Source organism: Arthrobacter sp. BG3 (genome assembly GCF_056680185.1).
Window position 1 is genome coordinate 4,303,240 of sequence record NZ_CM155270.1, and the last position, 19,759, is coordinate 4,322,998.

17 protein-coding genes are annotated in these 19,759 nt (G+C 68.1%); 7 read left to right on the forward strand and 10 right to left on the reverse strand.

All coding sequences use genetic code 11. The features are described 5' to 3' along the window. Nucleotides 1-106: 106 nt before the first annotated feature. Both AC1MFL_RS19435 and AC1MFL_RS19440 read right to left on the reverse strand, forming a co-directional pair. The gene (locus tag AC1MFL_RS19435; protein ID WP_479812127.1) at nt 107-1,357 is read right to left on the reverse strand and encodes an FAD-dependent oxidoreductase; all 1,251 of its coding nucleotides are present in this window, start codon (nt 1,355-1,357) and stop codon (nt 107-109) included. Further along, nucleotides 1,350-2,714, reverse strand: a complete 1,365-nt coding sequence (locus AC1MFL_RS19440) for an MFS transporter (RefSeq protein WP_479812129.1) — start codon at nt 2,712-2,714, stop codon at nt 1,350-1,352. The genes AC1MFL_RS19435 and AC1MFL_RS19440 overlap by 8 nt, the downstream gene beginning before the upstream one ends. 111 nt (nt 2,715-2,825) lie before the next feature. Between AC1MFL_RS19440 and AC1MFL_RS19445 the strand changes: the two genes are divergently transcribed. The 4 genes from AC1MFL_RS19445 (at nt 2,826) to AC1MFL_RS19460 (ending at nt 6,447) form a co-directional block, all read left to right on the forward strand. Continuing rightward, entirely contained in the window at nt 2,826-3,608 is a 783-nt protein-coding gene (locus AC1MFL_RS19445; RefSeq protein WP_479815585.1) for an IclR family transcriptional regulator, read from the forward strand. 117 nt (nt 3,609-3,725) lie between these two features. Then, nucleotides 3,726-4,859 (forward strand): cupin domain-containing protein, encoded by a 1,134-nt coding sequence (locus AC1MFL_RS19450; RefSeq protein ID WP_479812131.1) that lies wholly within the window; start codon nt 3,726-3,728, stop codon nt 4,857-4,859. Beyond that, on the forward strand, nt 4,856-5,689 hold the full coding sequence (locus AC1MFL_RS19455) for a fumarylacetoacetate hydrolase family protein (RefSeq protein ID WP_479812133.1): 834 nt from the start codon (nt 4,856-4,858) through the stop codon (nt 5,687-5,689). The genes AC1MFL_RS19450 and AC1MFL_RS19455 overlap by 4 nt, the downstream gene beginning before the upstream one ends. Next, nucleotides 5,689-6,447, forward strand: a complete 759-nt coding sequence (locus AC1MFL_RS19460; RefSeq protein ID WP_479812135.1) for a maleylpyruvate isomerase family mycothiol-dependent enzyme — start codon at nt 5,689-5,691, stop codon at nt 6,445-6,447. The genes AC1MFL_RS19455 and AC1MFL_RS19460 overlap by 1 nt, the downstream gene beginning before the upstream one ends. An 86-nt stretch (nt 6,448-6,533) precedes the next feature. Here AC1MFL_RS19460 and AC1MFL_RS19465 read toward each other — a convergent pair whose 3' ends face one another. From AC1MFL_RS19465 to AC1MFL_RS19480, 4 genes are all read right to left on the reverse strand, one after another. Continuing rightward, the gene (locus AC1MFL_RS19465; RefSeq protein ID WP_479812137.1) at nt 6,534-7,217 is read right to left on the reverse strand and encodes a hypothetical protein; all 684 of its coding nucleotides are present in this window, start codon (nt 7,215-7,217) and stop codon (nt 6,534-6,536) included. 104 nt (nt 7,218-7,321) lie between these two features. Further along, the gene (locus tag AC1MFL_RS19470) at nt 7,322-8,191 is read right to left on the reverse strand and encodes a universal stress protein (protein WP_301228310.1); all 870 of its coding nucleotides are present in this window, start codon (nt 8,189-8,191) and stop codon (nt 7,322-7,324) included. Nucleotides 8,192-8,520: 329 nt separating this feature from the next. Next, nucleotides 8,521-9,834, reverse strand: coding sequence for an erythromycin esterase family protein (locus tag AC1MFL_RS19475; RefSeq protein ID WP_479812139.1), 1,314 nt, complete (start codon nt 9,832-9,834; stop codon nt 8,521-8,523). Further along, entirely contained in the window at nt 9,831-11,213 is a 1,383-nt protein-coding gene (locus tag AC1MFL_RS19480) for an MBL fold metallo-hydrolase RNA specificity domain-containing protein (protein ID WP_479812141.1), read from the reverse strand. Before AC1MFL_RS19480 ends, AC1MFL_RS19475 begins: the two co-directional genes overlap by 4 nt. A gap of 220 nt (nt 11,214-11,433) precedes the next feature. Here AC1MFL_RS19480 and AC1MFL_RS19485 point away from each other — a divergent pair, with 220 nt between their 5' ends. Next, nucleotides 11,434-13,206: a long-chain-fatty-acid--CoA ligase gene (locus AC1MFL_RS19485; RefSeq protein ID WP_479812143.1), complete on the forward strand. Its 1,773-nt coding sequence runs from the start codon at nt 11,434-11,436 to the stop codon at nt 13,204-13,206. Between the two features lie 9 nt (nt 13,207-13,215). Here AC1MFL_RS19485 and AC1MFL_RS19490 read toward each other — a convergent pair whose 3' ends face one another. Continuing rightward, nucleotides 13,216-13,728 carry a TspO/MBR family protein gene (locus AC1MFL_RS19490; protein WP_479812145.1) on the reverse strand — a complete coding sequence of 171 codons (513 nt, stop codon included), beginning with the start codon at nt 13,726-13,728 and terminating at the stop codon, nt 13,216-13,218. Then, on the reverse strand, nt 13,728-14,552 hold the full coding sequence (locus AC1MFL_RS19495; protein ID WP_479812146.1) for a dienelactone hydrolase family protein: 825 nt from the start codon (nt 14,550-14,552) through the stop codon (nt 13,728-13,730). Before AC1MFL_RS19495 ends, AC1MFL_RS19490 begins: the two co-directional genes overlap by 1 nt. Nucleotides 14,553-14,765: 213 nt before the next feature. On the opposite strand from AC1MFL_RS19495, the gene AC1MFL_RS19500 reads away from it, so the two are divergent. Next, nucleotides 14,766-17,117 (forward strand): FdhF/YdeP family oxidoreductase, encoded by a 2,352-nt coding sequence (locus tag AC1MFL_RS19500; RefSeq protein WP_479812148.1) that lies wholly within the window; start codon nt 14,766-14,768, stop codon nt 17,115-17,117. Nucleotides 17,118-17,330: 213 nt separating this feature from the next. Here the strand turns inward: AC1MFL_RS19500 and AC1MFL_RS19505 are convergent, their stop codons facing one another. Continuing rightward, a complete protein-coding gene (locus AC1MFL_RS19505) occupies nt 17,331-17,648 on the reverse strand; it encodes a DUF6457 domain-containing protein (RefSeq protein WP_479812150.1) in 318 nt (105 codons plus the stop codon). Nucleotides 17,649-17,773: 125 nt separating this feature from the next. Beyond that, complete coding sequence (locus tag AC1MFL_RS19510) at nt 17,774-18,763, reverse strand: LysR family transcriptional regulator (protein ID WP_479815586.1); 990 nt, start codon at nt 18,761-18,763, stop codon at nt 17,774-17,776. 117 nt (nt 18,764-18,880) lie between these two features. Here AC1MFL_RS19510 and AC1MFL_RS19515 point away from each other — a divergent pair, with 117 nt between their 5' ends. Continuing rightward, nucleotides 18,881-19,759 carry an FAD binding domain-containing protein gene (locus AC1MFL_RS19515; RefSeq protein ID WP_479812152.1) on the forward strand — a complete coding sequence of 293 codons (879 nt, stop codon included), beginning with the start codon at nt 18,881-18,883 and terminating at the stop codon, nt 19,757-19,759.

The following is a 19,759-nucleotide window of genomic DNA, read 5'->3' on the forward strand; positions in this document are numbered from 1 at the left end:
AAATCGTACGGGGGAAAGGCATCAGGGCAAAACAAGAGCAACAGACGGCAAACGCCGGGCACCACGATGGTGCCCGGCGTTCAAATTACCGGAGGCGCGTGGCGCCTCAGACCGGTTGCTTCACCAGTGCTGCCCGGCGCTCCGTCGAGGGGATGCCGTCGCCGGCCTGGCCGTACAGCCAGTCGTTGTACTGGAAGTTGTTGTCCTTCCGGCTCTTGAAGAGCAGGTTGCGCAGGGTCCGGGCCAGGCCGGAGACGTGCCAGGATTCGCCCCAGACGCGGGCGGTGCGCTGGACACGGGCGGTCCGGCCGGCACGGACGGTGTTGAATTCCCGGATCGCTCCGTCCCAGGCGTCCGGGTTGACGCCGTCCGCGGTGAAGACGGTCCCGTTGCTGGCGTCCTGCAGCACGGCGGCGTCCTCGAGGGCCTGGCAGGCGCCCTGGGCCAGGTACTGCAGCATCGGGTGCGCGGCGTCGCCCATCAGCACCATCCGCCCGGCGACCCAGTTCTCGATCGGGTCCCGGTCATACATTGGCCAGCGGATGCCGGTGGCCAGGTTCTTGAGCGCATCCTGAACAGCCGGGACGCAGTCCTTGTAGGCTGCCTCGAGCTCGTCGACGCCACCGTACTGCTCCTCGCCGCGTTCGAAGGACGCGGATTTGAAGACAGCCACGGTGTTCAGCAGCTCGCCCTTCCGCAGCGGGTACTGCACGAGGTGGCAGTCCGGGCCGAGGTAGACAATGACGTCCTCGAGGTCTGCCTTGGGGGTGTTTTCGGTGATCGGAACGGTGCCGCGGTAAGCGACATAGGCGGAGGGAACCGGCTCGTCGTTGGCCACGAGCGGGCGCAGGGTGGACTTGAGTCCGTCGGCGCCGATCACGACGTCGGCCTCGTAGTCCACACCGGCCGCGGTGTGGGCCACGCCGCGGCCGTTCACGGTTTCAACGCTCTCGACCATGACGTCGTTGATGAGTGTGACGCCTGCCGCCTCACACCCTTCCAGAAGGACCCGGTGCAGGTCGCTGCGGTGGATCACGACGTACGGTGCGCCGTAGCGTTCCGCGAATTCCCCGCCGAGGCTCTGACGGGTGAGCTCCTCGCCGGTGACAGCGTCGCGGAAGACGAGGTGCTTGGGCTGGACACCGATCTCCAGTGCCTTTTCCAGCAGGCCCCAGCGCTGGAGGACGCGGGAGGCATTGGGGGCCATCTGCAGGCCTGCGCCGACCTCGCCGAATTCAGGGGCCCGCTCCACGAGGGTAACGTTGGCTCCGTTTTCACGCAGCGCGAGGGCTCCGGCCAGTCCGGCCATCCCCCCTCCGATGACGAGGACATCGGTGGACATGGCGTGCTCAGACATTGCTTGCTCCTGTTGGTGTGATTGAGAGTTTCGACTTGAGTTTGATGCCGACGGCGGCCAGCAGGACCGCCGCGATGGCGGCTGCACCGGCGAAGGCGAGGAAATTGGAATCGACGCCCAGACCGGCGGCCAGCAGGAGGCCACCGGCCTGGGGTGCGGCGACGGCGCCGATGCGGCCCGTCCCCAGCGCCCAGCCCAGCGCGGTCCCCCGCAGGTGTCCGGGATAGTGGCTCGCGACGGCCGCGATGATGAGGCACTGCGTGCCGTGGGTTCCGACGCCGGCGAGGACCAGCATGAGGTAGACGACAGTGACCGACGGTCCGGTTACCAGCACCACGAGCGCTCCGGCGGCGACGGCGGCGGCGGCGATGGCGGTCGGCACCGGGCCAAAGCGGGTCCCCGCCCAGGCCGTGATGACGGAACCGGCCACCGCACCCAGGTTCAGGGCCAGGGCGAAGGTCAGGGCGGAGCCCAGGTTGTAGCCGGCCAGCTGCATGAGGTTGGGCAGCCAGGTGCCCAGTCCATACCAGGCGAACAGGGTGGCGATCGTCGCCAGGGCGAACAGCACACTGACCCCGAGGTAGGGTGCGCGGAGCAGGGAGGAGAAACCGGAGGGCTCCCTGATGACGCTGGCGCTCGGCCGGGCAATGCGGGCCGCCTTGCCTGTGGCTTTGTTGGTTGCACTGTCTGTGGCGCTGACCGGGGCCAGCGTCTCTGGAAGGTATTTCACTCCCAGCGGGACCACGATCACCAGGGCGAGCACGGCCGCGAGGAACATCGCCTGCCAGCCATGGGCGGGGATCAGCTGGATCCCCACGAGCGCGGCGATGGAGCCGCCGATCGGGACGCCGGACATCATCAGCGTGGCGATGGTTGACCGCCATTTGGCGGGGACCAGTTCAGCGACAAGGGCGTTGGCCGATGGCACCAGGCCGCCGAGGCCGATGCCGGCGAGGAGCCGCAGCACGCCGAAGACGGCGGCGCTGGGGGCGAAGGCGCAGAGGATCGTAAAGAGCGAGAAGATGACGGCGCAGCCCAGGATGGTGCGGCGGCGCCCCCACGAGTCGGCCATGCGGCCGGCGAAGATGGCCCCGATCATCATGCCGACAAAGGCCATGGAGCCGATGGTCCCGGCCGTGGCCTTGGTCAGGCCCCAGCCAGTGTCGTTGATCAGGGAGGACTGGACGGTGCCGTAGACAATGAGGTCGTAACCATCGAAGACCACGAGGAGCCAGCAGACGAGGACGGCGGCCGCAGAGGCTTTGGAGAACCGGGCGGCGGGGCCGCCAGCAGTAACGGGGGCCGGCGCTCCCGGCTCGGACCGTTGCGGCGTTGCAGCGGAAAGTGTGTGATTCATACCACTACCGTCGCGGCCACGGTCCGTGAACCACAATATAATTCTGATGTGCAGAACGAGCCCACCTCCCCGCCACCACCCAAGCCCACCTCCAGATCAGCCCGGAAGCCCGTGCAGAAGCGGCCAAGCTATTCCGTGGAGGCAGTCGACAACGCGCTGCAGCTTCTCCAGCTGCTGCGTGACGGCGGGGCGTTGCGGCTCAAGGACGCCGCATCCGAACTGGGCGTCGCCCCGTCCACAGCCCACCGCCTGCTGGCGATGCTGGTCTACCGGGGTTTCGCCGTGCAGGACGAAACCCGCCGCTATCTGCCTGGTCCGGCGATGGGCGTGGGGCCGGCCGGACTGAGCTGGACCAGGCTGCTCCGGTCCCTGGCCCAGCCCCACATGGAGCTGCTCTCCGCGCAGCTCAACGAAACGGTAAACCTCATGGTGCGGGTGGGCACCAAGGTCCGCTTCCTGGCCACGGTGGAAGGAAACAACGTGTTGCGGGTGGGCGACCGGCAGGGCACGGTCATGCCCGCCAACAAGACGTCGGGGGGCAAGGCGATGCTGGCCGAACTCGAACCCCAGATGATCGAGCAGCTCTTCCGCAGCCACAACGCCGAGATCGGCGGCGACACCATCCCGGCCGAGGAATATCCGGCGTTCCTGCGCGAGCTGGAGTCCATCCGCAGCAACGGCTTCGCGGCCAACTTCGAGGGCACGGAGGACGGGGTGAGTGCCCTGGGGATTGCCCTGCACAACCGGCACGGACAGGTCGTCGGGGCGCTCAGCGTCGCAACCCCGGCGACCCGCTTCCGCAGGGTCTTCGACGCCGGACTGGTCGCCGCCCTGCGGGAAAGCTGCCGGCAGCTCGAGATCGATATCGCGGCGAATCCGGCCGAGCCGGATTGAGTCCGGCGCAGGCCGGGACAAGGAATTCTGACCTGCAGAATATGCTGGGGGTCACACGGCCGGATCCGTAGAGTCGAACTACACCAAAGAACTGTTCGCCCTACCGAGGAGGCCCACGTGTCCATCAGCGCCGAGAACACGACTCATGAGTCAGTGGCCGCGGGGCACACTGCTCCGGAACCGTCGCCCGAAGAGGCTGCCCAGCTCAAAGAGCTGTACCGCGATTTTGACCGGGAGAACCTGATCCCGCTCTGGACCGAGATCGCGGACCTCATGCCGATGGTCCCGACGCCCAAGGCGGTGCCGCACGTGTGGCGGTGGAGTGATCTCTATCCGCTGGCCGCCCGTGCCGGGGATCTGGTTCCGGTGGGCCGGGGCGGGGAACGCCGCGCCATCGCCCTGGCCAACCCGGGGCTGGCCGGGACGCCGTATGCCACCCCGACGCTGTGGGCGGCGATCCAGTACCTCGGCGCCCGGGAGACCGCGCCGGAGCACCGCCACTCCCAGAACGCGTTCCGCTTCGTCGTCGAGGGCGAGGGCGTCTGGACGGTGGTGAACGGGGATCCGGTCCGGATGTCGCGCGGGGATTTCCTGCTGACCCCGGGCTGGAACTTCCACGGCCACCACAACGACACCGATGAGCCGATGGCCTGGATCGACGGCCTGGACATTCCGTTCGTGCACTATGCCGACGCCGGGTTCTTCGAGTTCGGCACCGAACGCGTCACCGACGAGGCCACCCCGGACATCTCCCGCTCCGAGCGGCTCTGGGCCCATCCGGGCCTGCGCCCGCTCTCGGGCCTGGATGACACCACAAGCTCCCCGATCGCGGCGTACCGCTGGGAATACACCGACCGCGCCCTCACCGAACAGCTCCTCCTCGAGGACGAGGGCCACCCGGCCACCGTCTCCCAGGGTCACGCCGCGGTCCGCTACACCAACCCCACCACCGGCGGGGACGTGATGCCGACCATCCGGGCCGAATTCCACCGGCTCCGCCCCGGCGCCTCCACGCAAGCCCTCCGCGAGGTCGGCTCCAGCGTCTGGCAGGTCTTCGAAGGCTCCGGCACGGTGGTCCTGAACGGCGAAACCCGGACCCTGGCGAAGGGCGACCTGTTCGTCGTCCCCTCCTGGACCCAGTGGTCCCTGCAGGCCGACACGGAGTTTGACCTGTTCCGCTTCAGCGACGCCCCCATTTTCGAACGGCTGAACTTCAACCGCACCTACATCGAAGGACGCAACAACACATGAGACTCCTCACCCTCCGCCTCCCCGTTGACGGAAAAACAGTCACCCGCGCCGTGCGCCAGGACGGGACCACCCTGACCGAGATCGACGGCTTCGCCGACGTCGGGGCGCTGCTGCGCACCGCGGACTGGGAAGCCACCGCGAAGGCCGCCAACGGCGCCACCCACCCGCTGGCGGGCGCTGACCTGGCCGCCGTGGTCCCCTCACCGGGGAAGATCATCTGCGTGGGCCACAACTACCGCAACCACATCAAGGAAATGGGCCGGGAAGTCCCCGAGTACCCCACCCTGTTCGCGAAGTACCAGGAATCCCTGATCGGCCCGAACGATGACCTGGCCCTGCCGCAGGAATCCGACACCGTCGACTGGGAATCCGAACTCGCCGTCGTGATCGGCAAAAAAGGCCGCCGGATCGCCGAAGCCGACGCTGCGGACCACATCGCCGGCTACGCCGTCCTGAACGACGTGTCCATGCGCGACTACCAGTTCCGCACCGTCCAGTGGCTGCAGGGCAAGACCTGGGAGAAGTCCACCCCGTTCGGGCCGGCCCTGGTCACCAAAGACGAGTTCAGCGGCGGCCTCATGACCACCGCGGTCGACGGCGAGATCCAGCAGCAGACCCCCACCAACGACGTCGTCTTCACCCCCGAGTTCCTGGTCTCCTACATCTCCACCATCATCACCCTGAACCCCGGAGACGTGATCGCCACCGGCACCCCCGGCGGGGTCGGCCACGCCCAGGACCCCAAGCGGTACCTGCAGGAAGGCCAGCTCCTGGTCACCACCATCGAGGGCCTCGGAGAACTGAAGAACCGCGTGGTCAAGGAAGCCTGATGGTTGCCCGCCACGACCAGAGCACGGACCCGGAGCTGCTCGCGGCGCTGCTGCAGGCGCGCCGGGGCACGGCGTTCTTCGCCCGCAAGCTCAACGAACTCACCGACGCGGAACTCGACGGCGATTCACTGCTGACCGGCTGGACCCGCCGCCACATCACCGCGCACATCGGCTACAACGCCCGGGCCATCGCCCGGCTCGTGGAGTGGGCGGCCACAGGGGTGGAAACCCCCATGTATGCCTCCACCGCGGTCCGGGACCACGAGATCGACTTCGGCGCGACCCTGCCCCCGATCGCGCTGCGGCACCTGTTCGACCACTCCGCCGTGCACCTGAATGTCGAATGGCGCGACCTGCCCGAGGACGCCTGGCACCACACCGTCCGCACCGTCCAGGGCCGGGAAGTGCCCGCCACCGAAACCGTCTGGATGCGCACCCGCGAAGTCTGGATCCACGCCGTCGACCTCGACAACGGCGCGGCCTTCCGGGACATCCCGGAACCCGTGCTCGAACGGCTCCTGACGGACATCACCGGCGCCTGGCACACCCGCGGCACCGACACCGGACTCCTCATCAAGGCCACCGACCGGAACCTCACCCTCGGGGACACCACCTCGGAATCCCCCACCCTGGTCTCCGGACCACTCGCCGCCGTCGTCGAATGGGCCGCCGGACGCGGCAGCACCGGCGTCACCGCCACCGGGACCGGCACCGCAGCCACCAACGGCACGGTTCGGGCCGCCCCGAAATGGATCTGAGCCACGCCGCCTGACCCCACCATGACCAGGAAAGCCCCCTCAATCGAGGGGGCATTCCTCATGTCCGGGCGCCGCCGCGGTTATCGTCAGCCTTGGCGGAGGTCAGGTGCCCTCCCGGCGTAGAGCATCCTCGCGATCTTCTCCTCCAGCGCGGCCAGCGTCGCGTCCGGCAGCACGATCAGCCCATCCAGTTCGCGCCGGGCGCGTTTATACGCCGTTTGCCGCTCCGCCGGGGTGGCGGCGGCATCAGAGGCTATCCGCAGCAGCTTGCGGGCCGTTGCGAGGCGCTGCCGTTCCGGGCCGGTGAAGTTGCTGTCCCTGATCCGCCGGGCTTCCCGCTCGGCGACGTCGAACGCCAGTTCAAAGCTGCGGACCGCCTCGCGGTATTCCGCCAGCGCGGCTGCCGTGGAGATATCCTCGGGGGCCCGGGGGCGCAGTCCGTCGGCCTCCCGCTTGGCGCGCAGGAACGCCACGGTCAACGGTTCGCGGACATCGGTCATAACCGGAAAGTCGATCAGTTTCCCTACGTCCAGTTCGTAGTCGAGCCAGCGCCGGTTGACGGCGTCGTGGCTTTCCATCAGCTGCCGGACCTGGGCCCGACTGGGCTGCTCCACCTCCGCGGCGCGGTTGCGGAGCTGGTAAAGCTCCACCCGGCGCCGGTGCCGGCGTTCGCTGGCCCTGGACCAGGAACGCGCCCAGCCGCCAAACAGTCCGCTCAGCGGAAAGATGAGCCACCAGAAGTGCCCGGCGTAATTGAAGAACTGATCCACTGCATCATCCTCCCATCCGCGTCCGGGCAGGCTCAAGGGGCCCGTCAAAGGGAGTGCCCCCTCGCGTGAGGGGGCACTCCCATTAGCGGTCAGCCGCCCGGGTGTCAGTCCTCGTGCTTGACCTTGTGCACCCGGGTGACGATGGTCGGGCACGGCAGATTGACGAGGACGGCGTGGGCCGTGGAGCCGAGCACCATCCGGGTGAAACCACCACGGCCGCGGCTGCCGATCACGAGGAGGCGTGCCTTCTTGCCGGCCTCGACGAGTGCCTTGGCGGGTTCGGTATCGGTCTCCAGCTGCTGGTGGACAACGAGGTCCGGGTACTTGTCGGCCAGCCCGGCCACGGATTCAGCCAGGACAATCCGGTCCTCCTCGAGGATCGATTCGGCGAGCCCGCTTTTCGGCAACTGGTTTTCGACCCAGCGAGCCGGCCGGTGGAAGGCGAGGACCACGGTCAACTCGTCACCGCCCCGGTCTGCTTCCGCGGCGGCGAAGTCAACGGCCTGCAGGGACTCTTCCGAACCGTCCACACCAACGACGACGCCGTGGTCGGCGGCGCTGCGCTTCAGCGGGATCACCGCTGCGGGTATTTCCGAGGCGGAGACGATCTGCAGGGCACGGTCCGTGAGCGGTCCGCCGTCCATCCAGTGCTTGTCATGCTCGCCGACGACCACCATGGACGCTTCCTTGGACACCTCGCGCAGAACCGAGCCGCCGCTGCCATGGCGAAGCTGGATGTCCACTTTCACGTCGGGGGCCTGCTCTGCGGCGCTGGCCTGTACCTTCTGGAGCAACTCCATGCCGGCTTGCCTGATGAGCTCGTGGTACTGGAAATCCGGGGACATCCAGCGGTCGTCCACAGCGTGAATGACGGTCACCGGAAGCTTGTCCCGGGCCGCCCGCCCAAGTGCCCATGTCAGGGCGGCTTCGCTTCCAGCTGATCCGTTGATACCGACGACGATTGGTTTATTCATTCTGAATCCTGCTCTTTTCCATGGCGGGGTCTGTTCTGCATCGCATGATCCGGGCGGCAGCACCACAAGTCCGCCGACACTTCAGTGTGCGCGCCGGGGCTACCACCGGTTAGGGCCTTAAGCCCCTCACCCGTGCACCCGCACGCAGCGTCGAGCCATTGGAGCAGAACGCGCTGCGGCCCGCCCTTGCGGGGTTGGCGTACCGGAAATGGACGCGCGCACTGGCGGCCCGTCTCCCTCGTCGATCCCGGCGTCACGGCAGCGGACGCGCCGTCCCTGCCGGACGCTGCGGGGACGGTGCCTGCGTCCTCCGGCCGGCGGACAGCAGACTAGAAGCCGGTCGGTTCCGTCTCGAACTCCGGTTCCCGGGGCGGTCCTTCGTGGTGCACCGGGCGCAGTGCGGCGGTGTGCTCGAACCAGACCAGCGCGTCATAGCGTTCGCCAATCCGGGTCGGGACGTAGTTCCCGAGCTCCCGCTCTGGATGGTAGACCACACCGATCGCCCGGTGGCCGAGCCAGGTGGAGAGCCACGGCCCCGACCTGTCCTCACCAAACTCCAGCACCGACGGCACACCCAGCGCCTCGTGCAGGAAGTCCTCATGGCTCCCCGGGCGCGCCGGCGGAACCGGCATGATCCGTTCCGGGCTGCCCCAGGCGTCCGCGGCGATCACCTCGCCCCGGTGGGAGGCGAAGCCCACCAGCATCACGCCGTCTGCGGCGTGCCGCTCGCGCAGCAGTTGGCCGACGTTGACCAGCCCGTCCTGGGCCATGTCGGTGGCCCGGGCGTCCCCCACGTGGGTGTTGTGCTCCCAGATGAGGCCTTTGGAGGCGGGACCGAGATGCCTGCTGAGCCGGTCGATGGTGTCGGCCATGTGGTGGTCGCGGATGTTCCAGGACTGGCGGTCGCCGCGGACCATGATGCGGTAGTAGTGTTCGGCGTTGGCGGCCACCTCGGCGTTCTGCACGGCGTCGAACGCCCCTTCGCCGTGGTCCCCCGGGCTGGACACCCGGTTCCTGACCTCGGTGAGGAGGGCGATGACGTCCGCTTCGCAGGACTGCGGCACCAGCCGCGTGCTCCAGGCGTACTTGTGCGGGTCCTCGTGGTGCGGCAGGAAGCACTGCCAGGCGCGCATGGCGGCGGGTACGGCGTCGGGAACGTTCTGCTCCAGCCAGCCGATGATCTCGCGGAGCGAATCCCACAGCGAGTACACGTCCAGCCCGTAGAAGCCGACACGCTGGCTCAGCGGGCGGCCGAGATTCCAGCTGCGGAGCCAGTCGAGGAAGGCTGCGACCTCCTCGTTCGCCCACATCCACGTGGGCCAGCGTTCAAAGCCGCCGAGCAACGCGTGGACACCCTGGTCCTGCCCGGCCTCGCCCCGCACCCAGCGGTTGATCCGCCAGCAGTCCGGCCAGTCGCCCTCCACGCCGATCCAGTTGTAGCCTTCCTCCTCGATCAGGCGCCGGCTGAGTGTGTCCCGCCACGTGTAGAACTCGTGCGTGCCGTGGGAGGCTTCTCCGATCGCGACGAAGCGGCAGTCAGCCGCGCGCCGGACCAGTCCGTTGAGGTCCCGGTCGGTCTTCAGCGGCCGGGCCAGCGAGTGGATTTCAGCCAGAACAGCGGATTTGGCAACACCGGAAGTCATCGGGGCTCCTCAAGAGAGATTTGTTCAAGGTGTTCCGGAACCCGAGCACGCCAGCCCAGCTCCCTTTTGATCCTGACGCGCAGGGCATCCGATGCGTCCGGTTCACCGTGGGTGATGTACGTCATCCGGGGTTCCCGTTCCGCATTCCTCATCCACGAGATGATCCCGTCCGCGTCAGCATGGGCCGACAGGCTTTCCATCTGGATCACCTCAGCCCGGATTTTGACGTCCTCGCCGTAGATGCGGAGCTCGCGCTCGCCGGCAGCCAGGGTGGCGCCGCGGGTGCCGCCGGCCTGGTAGCCGCTGAGGATCACGGCGTTCTTCGGATCCGGCCCGTAGGCGGCCAAGTGGTGCAGGATCCTTCCGCCGGTGAGCATTCCGCTGGCGGAGATGATGATCATCGGGCCGCCGCGAAGGTTCAGCAGCTTGGATTCATCGACCGAGCGGGTCAGCTTCGCGACCTTATACATGTTCAGGTATTCCGGTTCTTTGAGCCGGTGTTCCTCGGGGTGCCGCTGGTACATCCCGGACGCGTCAATGGCCATCGGGCTGTTGAGGTACACCGGGATGTCCGGGATCAGGTTTTTGCTGCGGAGGCGGGAGAGGTGCAGCATCAGGGTTTCGGCCCGCCCGACGGCGAACGCGGCGAACAATACGACGCCGCCGCGCTTGGCGACCCGGTTGATGATGTCCCCCAGTTGCTTCTCCGGATCCACTGTGGAGTGCTTCCGGTTCCCGTAGGTGGATTCCGTGACGAGCACCTCGGTCTCCCCCAGCGGGCGCGGCGGGTACATCAGCGGGTCATCCGTCCGGCCGAGGTCCCCGGTGAAGTGGACCGAATGTGGGCCGATCCGCACGTGGACCTGGGCGGCGCCAAGGATGTGGCCGGCGGGCAGGAACGTCATTTCGATCCCCCCGCCAAGGTCCAGGGGCTCGTCGAAATCGTGGATCTTGAAACTGTTGAGGGACTTGACAGCGTCGGCCGCGGTGTAGAGCGGCAGCGCCGGGCTGTGGCTGGATGATCCGTGGCGCGTCGCGTAGCGGGCCTCCTCCTCCTGCAGGTAGCCGCTGTCGGGCAGAAGCAGTTTGCACAGGTCCGTGGTGCCGTCGGTGGCGATGACCGGGCCGGTGAACCCGTCCCGGACCAGGGCGGGAACGTAACCGGTGTGGTCCAGGTGCGCGTGGCTCAGCACCACGGCGTCGATCGAGGCCGGCCGCACCGGGAAGGGCGTCCGGTTGCGCTCGCGGCTGCGTTTGTACCCCTGGAAGAGCCCGCAGTCCACCAGCACCCGTTTCCCGCCGGCCTCGAGCAGGTACCGGGAGCCGGTGACGGTGTCGGTGGCTCCGAGGAAACGGAGGGTGGGCTGCTGGTGCTTCATGGTGCTCCCGTTTCCGCGAGGAATTACCGGCATCGGTGCGAAGGGGAACGGCTGACCCGCGACGTATCCCCAGCTTCCGCCTGCGGCGGCCCTGCCCGTAGGGCCAAAGGTCACCAACGCCCGGCGCCGGCGCCGGTCCGGCGACCTGCACCGGTAGGATTTTCCGGGCAGGCTCTTTGGCCCGCTAACACCCGGCGGATTCCAGCGGCAAGGACTGATGATGAAGAAGAAATCCACGCGGACGGCGCCCAGCGGCACGGCACAGCAGCCTGCGCCGCTGTGGAGTGACCGGCCGTGGACCCGTTCCTACGGGCCCGGCGTTCCTGCGGACCTGGCCCTCCCCCAGGGCTCGCTCGTGGACCTCATGGACAGCTCCGTGCGCCGCTACGGATCGAAGCCCGCTCTGGAGTTCTTCGGCGCCCGCACGAGCTACCGCGAGCTGGGCGCACTGATCAGCCGGGCCGCCGCCGGCCTTGCCAAACTCGGTGTCAAGGCCGGCGACAGGGTTGCCCTGGTGATGCCGAACTGCCCGCAGCACATCGTTTCCTTCCATGCCGTGCTGCGCCTAGGCGCCGTCGTGGTCGAGCACAATCCGCTCTACACTGACCGGGAACTGCGCCACCAGTTCGAGGACCACGGGGCCGGCGTCGCCATCGTCTGGGACAAGGCGGTGGAGCGGGTGCGCCAACTGCCGGCCGACGTCGGGCTGCGCAGCATTGTCTCCGTGGAGCTGATTCCCGCGATGCCGCTGCTGCAGCGGCTGGCGCTGCGGCTTCCGGTTCCCGCGGCCCGCAAGGCACGCGCTGCCCTGACGGTGGGCAACAGGCAGCCGAAGGGCCAGCCGGCGCCGGCCCTTCGCCCCGTGCTGCCGTGGCGTGAGCTCCTCGACGCCGGAGAGCTGAGGAAGAAGCATCCGCGCCCCTCCGCCCAGGACCTCGCCGTCCTCCAGTACACCTCCGGCACCACGGGATTGCCCAAGGCCGCCATGCTCAGCCACGCCAATCTGCAGGCGAACGCCGCGCAGGGCCGCGCCTGGGTGCCGGGGCTCAAGGACGGCCGGGAAACCGTGTACGCGGTGCTGCCGATGTTCCACGCCTACGGCCTGACGCTGTGCATGACGTTCGCGTTGAGCATCGGCGCGAAGCTGGTCCTCTTCCCCAAGTTCGACGTCGACCTGGTGCTGAAGGCGCTCAAGAAGTCTCCGGCCACCTTCCTGCCGGCCGTGCCGCCGATCTACGACCGGATCGCCGCCGCGGCGGCAGAACGCGGCATCAGCCTGAAAAGCATCCGCTTCTCCATCTCCGGCGCCATGAACCTGCCGACGGCGACGGTGGAAACCTGGGAGAAGGCGACCGGCGGCTACCTGATTGAGGGCTACGGGCTGACCGAAACCTCACCCATCGCGATCGGAAACCCCTTCGGCCCCAGCCGCAAGCCGGGAACAGTCGGTGTCCCGTTCCCGCTGACCTACATCCGGGTGGTGGACCCCAGGAATGTCGCGCTGGACCGCGCCCCCGGCGAGGAGGGGGAACTCCTGATCCGCGGCCCCCAGGTGTTTTCCGGCTACTGGAACCGGCCGGAGGAGACCGAGGAGGCCCTGCTCGAGGGCGGCTGGTTCCGCACCGGGGATATCGTCTCGGTGGACGACGACTACTTCGTCACGATCCGGGACCGGATCAAGGAACTGATCATTACGGGCGGCTTCAACGTCTCGCCCAGCGAGGTGGAGGACGTCATCGCCACGTTCCCGGGGATCGCGGACGTCTCCGTGGTCGGGCTTCCCCGCCCGGGAGGGGGCGAAGACGTGGTCGCCGCCGTCGTGCCGATCCCGGGCACCACCATCGATCCGGAGGCGCTCCTGGCCTTTGCCCGGGACCAGCTGACCGCCTACAAAGTGCCGCGCCGCGTGGTGGTGCTCGATTCGCTGCCCCGGTCCCTCATCGGCAAGGTCCTCCGCCGCGAGATCCGCGACACGCTCGTGGCGGGACGCTGAGCCGGCGGGCTACTGCCCGCGGCGGGCGCCGGGATTGAGCCTGGCGATTGCCGTGGACAAGACCGTGGCTAATCCGCACCACAGGGCGTACGGGGCCAGGGCTACTCCCGCTGCGCGGTTCAACTGGTGGGTGCGCCGTACCAGGTCGGCGCTGCTCGCCGCCAGCACGGCGCATTCCGCCGCGGCCAGCCACGGGCGGCGGGCACGCCAGAAAAGCCAGCTCCACGCCGCATTGAGAACGAGGTTGGCGGCCAGGGCGCCCCGGTACGCACGAATCTGCTGCTCCCTGGTTTCGTTGCCCGGGGTCTCCGCCGCCTCGTGGCTGCTCAACGCGACGGCGGTTGTCACGGCGAGGTCGGCGTAGAGCGCCGTCCAGACCACGGGGAAGGCGATGGCGGGCGGCTGCCAGTCCGGCTTGCGCAGCCGCCGGTACCAGGCGCCGTCCGGATCCGTCGCAGCTCCGCCGGCCGCTGCTGTTGCGGCGGTTGCCGCCGCCGTCCAGACCGCTGTCATCGCTTTCATTACTGCTCCTCTGTTCGTGTGGTTGCCGCCGCACCGGGGCGCAGGCGTTCGCCGATAAACTCGATGGTCCGGTCCAGGGCCGCCCTCGTCGGGTGCCCGGGGGTGTCGACGAGGTCGACGGTCAGGACGCAGTGCGCGGACTCTGCTATTCCGAAGGGGTTTCCTGGCGACGAGTCGACCTCAATGCTTTCAAAACCCGTACCGAATTCGCGCCGCATGGTGGCGAAGCGCTCCGCCGGACAGGCCCGGTCATTGCTGAACCGCAGGCCGAGCAGCCGGAGTCCCTGGCTGGTCCGCGCCTTGACCTGTGCCAGCTCGCCATCGTCCAGCCCGACGGCGGCACGACGGCGGGCGGTCAGACCCGCCGGCAGCGCGGGCTGGCTCATGACCGGGGCGATGACGGCGGGGTCCAGGGCCATGGCGAGGGCGAAGCTGCCGGTCATGCACATCCCGATGGCCCCCACCCCGGGTCCGCCGCACTCCTGGTGCGCCTTGGCGGCGAGGGCCCGCAGCCAGCCCGTCGCCGGGCTGCTCCGGTTCGCCAGGACAGCGAATTCGCGGGAAATGCAGACTTTGGCGATGGACTTCACGATTCCCTCACCCGCTTTCCCGCCGGGCCGCCCGAACATGGACGGAAGGTAGACGGTGTAGCCCCGATCGATGAAGCGGCGGGCGAGGTCCAGCACCCCCGGGTGGATGCCGGGGACTTCGTGGATGAGGATCACGGCCGGGCCGGCGCCGCCCCGGAAAACCTGGTGGCTGATGCCGTCGTGGCTGAAGGTCGACCCGGTGAAGCCATCCAACGTGCCCTGGTGCTCCGCCATGGGCATCCCTTCGGTTCCGGGGCGTTGTTCCCCGGCCCACCCAGGCCGCCCGCGTACCGCACATGCTACGGAACTGTGGCGCCGCCGTCGACAGCATTTCCCTTGCGGCACTCCGGGCCGGCTGGTAGGCCTGTAATAGGCCTGAGGGTAGGGTGCGTAGTAGTTAGTGAAGCGCCGGCCTGAACAGGCGGTGGTTGCAGAAGGGAAGCACACGTGACCAGTAAGAAGCCCCTAGTCGAGGAATACGACGAGAAGGACCTCGAGGTCGGAGCCGGTCCAAAGGACTGGGCCGCCGGCATCCCGGGAGTGCTGCACTCCATGAAGCCCGCGATCGAACAGATGGGCCTGAACCGTACGCGCAAGACCGTCCTGGCGATGAACCAGAAGGACGGCTTCGACTGCCCCAGCTGCGCGTGGCCGGACCCGCACCACCGCAAGGCCTTTGAGTTCTGCGAAAACGGCGCAAAAGCCGTCACGTGGGAGGCAACCCCGGTGGTCATCGCCCCGGAGTTCTGGGCGGAGCATTCCGTCAGCGAGCTGCGGAGCCGCTCCGAGTACTGGCTGGGCCTGCAGGGCCGGCTTACCGAACCGGTCCACAAGCCGGCCGGCGCGGACCACTACAAGCCGGTGACCTGGCCCGAAGCGATCCGGATCATCGCGGAGAAGCTCAAGGGCCTGGACTCACCGGACGAGGCGGCCTTCTACACCAGCGGCCGGACCTCCAACGAGGCTGCCTTCCTTTACCAGCTGATGGTCCGCGGCTACGGCACCAACAACCTGCCGGACTGCTCCAACATGTGCCACGAATCCTCGGGCTGGGCCATGGGCCAGACCATCGGCATCGGCAAGGCGACCGTCAGTTTTGATGATTTTGCCAAGGCCGACCTGATCATCATCATGGGCCAGAACCCGGGCACCAACCACCCGCGGATGCTGACCGAGCTCGAAGCGTGCAAGGAAAACGGCGGGGAAATCGTCGCCGTCAATCCCCTGCCGGAGGCCGGCCTGCGCCGGTACAAGAACCCGCAGAAGGTCAAGGGCATCGTGGGCCACGGCACGGAGATTGCGGATCAGTTCCTGCATATCCGCATCGGCGGCGACATGGCGCTGCTGCAGGCGGTCTCCAAGCGCGTGCTCGACGCCGAAGCGCGCAAGCCGGGCACCGTGCTGGACCACGCGTTCCTCGCCGAGCACTGCGAGGGCCTGGACGAGCTCCGGGAGCACCTCAGCCTCCTCGACGATGCTGCGGTCCTGGCAGCGACCGGCCTGCGCACCGAGGAAATCGATGAACTCGCGGCCCGCTACCTGAGGGCCGAGAAAGTCATCATCACCTGGGCCATGGGCATCACGCAGCAGAAGAAGGGCGTGGCCACCATCAAGGAGATCATCAACCTGCTCCTGCTGCGCGGCAACATGGGCAAGCCCGGCGCCGGCGCTTCCCCGATCCGGGGCCACAGCAACGTCCAGGGCGACCGCACCATGGGCATCTGGGAGCAGATGCCGCAGTCCTTCATGGACTCCCTCGGCGAGGAGTTCGGCTTCGAGCCTCCCCGCGATCACGGCGTGGACGCGGTGGAAACCATCAACAAGATGCGCGACGGCGGGATCAAGGCGTTTGTGGCGCTCGGCGGAAACTTCGTGGGGGCCATTTCGGACAGCAACGCCGCCGAAGCGGCCATGGAGAAAACCGAACTCTCGGTGCAGATTTCCACGAAACTCAACCGCTCGCACACCGTGACCGGTGCCGAGGCCCTGATCCTGCCCACGATGGGCAGGACCGAGATCGACATCCAGGAGTCGGGTCCGCAGTTCGTTTCGGTGGAGGACACCGTCTGCGCCGTGCACCCTTCCTGGGGCAGTGTCGAACCGGTCTCGCACCACCTGCTTTCCGAGCCGGCGATTGTCAGCCGGCTCGGCAAAGCGTTGGTCGGGGACAGGATCAAGGCCGACTGGGACGGTTTCGAGCGGAACTACGACCTGATCCGGGACCACATCTCGCACGTCGTCGGCGGCTGCGAGGACTACAACGAGCGGATCCGGCACGAAGGTGGCTTCATCCTGGAGAACGGGCCGCGGGATTCCCGCACCTTCCCGACGCCGACGGGCAAAGCCGTGCTCACCGTCAATGAGCTGGAGCATGTGGAGAAGCCGGAAGGCACGCTGATCCTGCAGAGCATGCGCTCGCATGACCAGTTCAATACCACCATCTACGGCCACAACGACCGCTACCGCGGCATCAAGAAGGGCCGCCATGTCGTTTTCGTGAACCCGGACGACATCGCGGAACTGGGCCTGGCCGATGGAATGTTCGTCGATATCAGGGGCGAGTACCAGGACGGCGTGGAGCGCATGCTCCGCAAGTTCCGGGTGGTCTCCTACCCGACCGCGCTGGGCTGCGCGGCCGCGTACTACCCGGAAGCCAATGTGCTCGTGCCGCTGAACCACACGGCCGAAGGCAGCAACACGCCAATATCCAAGGCCGTGATCGTCAGGCTCGAACCCAGCAAGGACCAGACCCCGGACAGCTCGGCCACCCTGGCGTCAGGCTTGGCCCGCACCAGCTAGGCCCCACCCCCCACGGGACATGCCCAGCCCTGGCCGCGCCCAGTGGACATGATGGCACTATGTCCATCCGTCCGCGCAAAGGGAGGGCATGTCCCCCGGAGGTTAGTTCCCACTCCACGGGACATGCCCGGCCCTGGCCGCGCCCAGTGGACATAATGGCACTATGTCCGTCCGTCCGCGCAAAGGGAGGGCATGTCCCCCGGGGTGCTGAGGCTACTGGGCCCGCTTGGCCCAGCCCTTTTCGTCGGGGCCGCCGGACTCGCCGTGCTCACAGAGCTCAATGACCTTATTGGACGCAGCGTGGACGGCGTCCTGCGTACTCTTCCGGCCGTCGGTGGATGCGGTTCCCGCGGCGAATCCGACGATGAAGGCGCTGATGGCGTCCGCATGTGGCCCGACGGCTTTCAGCGATTCCTCCGCGACCTGGACGATCTTCTCGTGGTCCACCTCCAGATCAAGGATCTGCAGTGCCTGGATCAGGCGGGCACTCCAGTGCCGCAGCGTGCTGTCTTCGTCCCGGGGCAAAGTCATTGTTACTCCTCTTCGTAGGGTGCGTCAGCCGATAGGCTTCCCCACAAGGGTTAGCACCGACACCAGGGTTCCGCAACGCGACACAGCCAAAACACCGCACCGGAAACCGCGGTCCCGGAACTGCCTCAGCTCCACAAGGCGACGTGGAACTTCGATCCCCGGCGTTCAAGTCCCCGGGAGCCGCCGGGGGCAACCATCGCTGCGGTCGCGTCGGCGGTGCCGGCGAAGCGCTGCAGCGTCCGCGCCATCGTGGTGGTCCGGTGGTTGTTTAGGGTGCTCGCCCACCACAGGCCGGTGACGGGTGTCCCGACGACGGGCAGCCGGACGAGGATCCCGCTCTGCAGTTCGGCCCGGACGATGTGGCCGAGCGCCAGCATGATGCCCTCCCCCGCCCGGACCGCCGCCAGCGCTTCCGTCTCGCTGCTGAGCTTTATGATCTCCGGCACCACCCCCGTCGACGCCAGCCAGCGGCCCTCCTCCGAGCTCTCCTCGATGCCCGCCGGTCCGGCAAACCACGGCCGGTCCAGCAGCCGGGCCAGGGAGACCGGCCCGGGCAGCCGGGCCTGCGGATGCCCCTGCGCTGCGACCAGGGCGCGCTGGTAGCGCAGGAACGGAACGCAGTCCAGGCCCGGATGAGTCCCGGCAGTCCCGGCCGGGGCGACCGGAACCGCCGGCCGGGCACCGAGGGTGATGTCGTACGCGCGTTCCTGCAGGAGCGAGGCGAGATCCTCGGCGGACTCGACCACGACGTCCACTGAAGCGCCGGGAACACGTTTGGTGAAAAGGTCCAGCAGCCGGCCGGCCGCATGTTCGGCGAAAGGGGCGGTGGCAGCGATCTTCAGCCGGCCGGCGTCGTTCTTGGCGTGGGACACTTCCCAGCGGGCCTGGTCCGCCAGCCCGACGATGTCCTGCGCGTAGTCGGCCAGCGCCCGGCCGCCCGGGGTCAGCGCAATGCCACCCCCGGCGCGCACGAAGAGCGGGTCGCCGAGGTCCTGCCGGAGCGCCGCCAAGGCGGCGGAAACCGCGGGTTCGCTGACGCCAAGAGTCTCCGCGGCTGCGTGGAGCGAGCCCAGTCGGGCCACAAGGGCGAACGTGCGGAGCTGGCTCAACGTCATCGACACGGTCATAACCTTTCGCTTATGACGATATTGACACTCCGTATCAGGCAGGGCAAGACTGGCCTGAAATCGGTGCTGCGCGACGTTGCCAGCGCCCTGGCGTGAGGTGGGACTATGCAGATTCCGGCTCCTTTCGACTACGTGCGGGCCACTTCCGTGGACAACGCCCTGGAACTCCTCTCGCGCCACGGCGCGGAGTCACGGGTCATCGCCGGCGGCCACAGCCTGCTGCCGATGATGAAGCTCCGGCTTTCCCGGCCCGACTGGCTGATCGACATCAACGACCTCTACGAACTCGACTTCATCCTGCGCGAGGGCGACAAGCTGCGCGTCGGTGCGCTGACGCGGCACACAACGCTCCTGGAGGCGGATGAAATCGCTGCGCTCTTTCCCATCGTCCGGGACGCCGAAGCCGTGATCGCCGATCCGGTCGTCCGGAACCGCGGGACCATTGGCGGATCGCTTTGCCAGGCCGACCCGGCCGAGGACCTGTCCACGGTCTGCGATGTGCTGGGTGCCGAAGCCGTGATCCGGGGACCGGCCGGCGAGCGCATCCTGGCCATGGCCGACTTCCACCGCGGGCCGTATGAAACGGCGGTGGGGCAGGACGAACTGCTGTGCGAGCTCCGCTTCCCGATCCGCCCCCGTTCCGGCAGCGCCTACGAGAAGGTCGAGCGCCGGGTGGGCGACTGGGCCGTCGGTGCCGCCGGCGCGTCGGTGACGCTGGCCGAGGACGGCACCATCGCCGACGCCGCCGTCGGACTGACCGCCCTCGGGCTTGACCACACCGTCGCGGAGGTCGCCGGTCTGCTCCGCGGCCAGCACCCCGGGGAGGAACTTTTCGTGGCGGCCGGACGGCTCGCCGCGGACGCCTGCGACCCGGTCGCCGACCAGCGCGGCCCGATTGACTACAAACGGCATCTCGCCGACGAACTCACCCGGCGGGTACTGCGGCAAGCCTGTGCCCGCGCCGCCCGGACCCAGGAAGGCTGA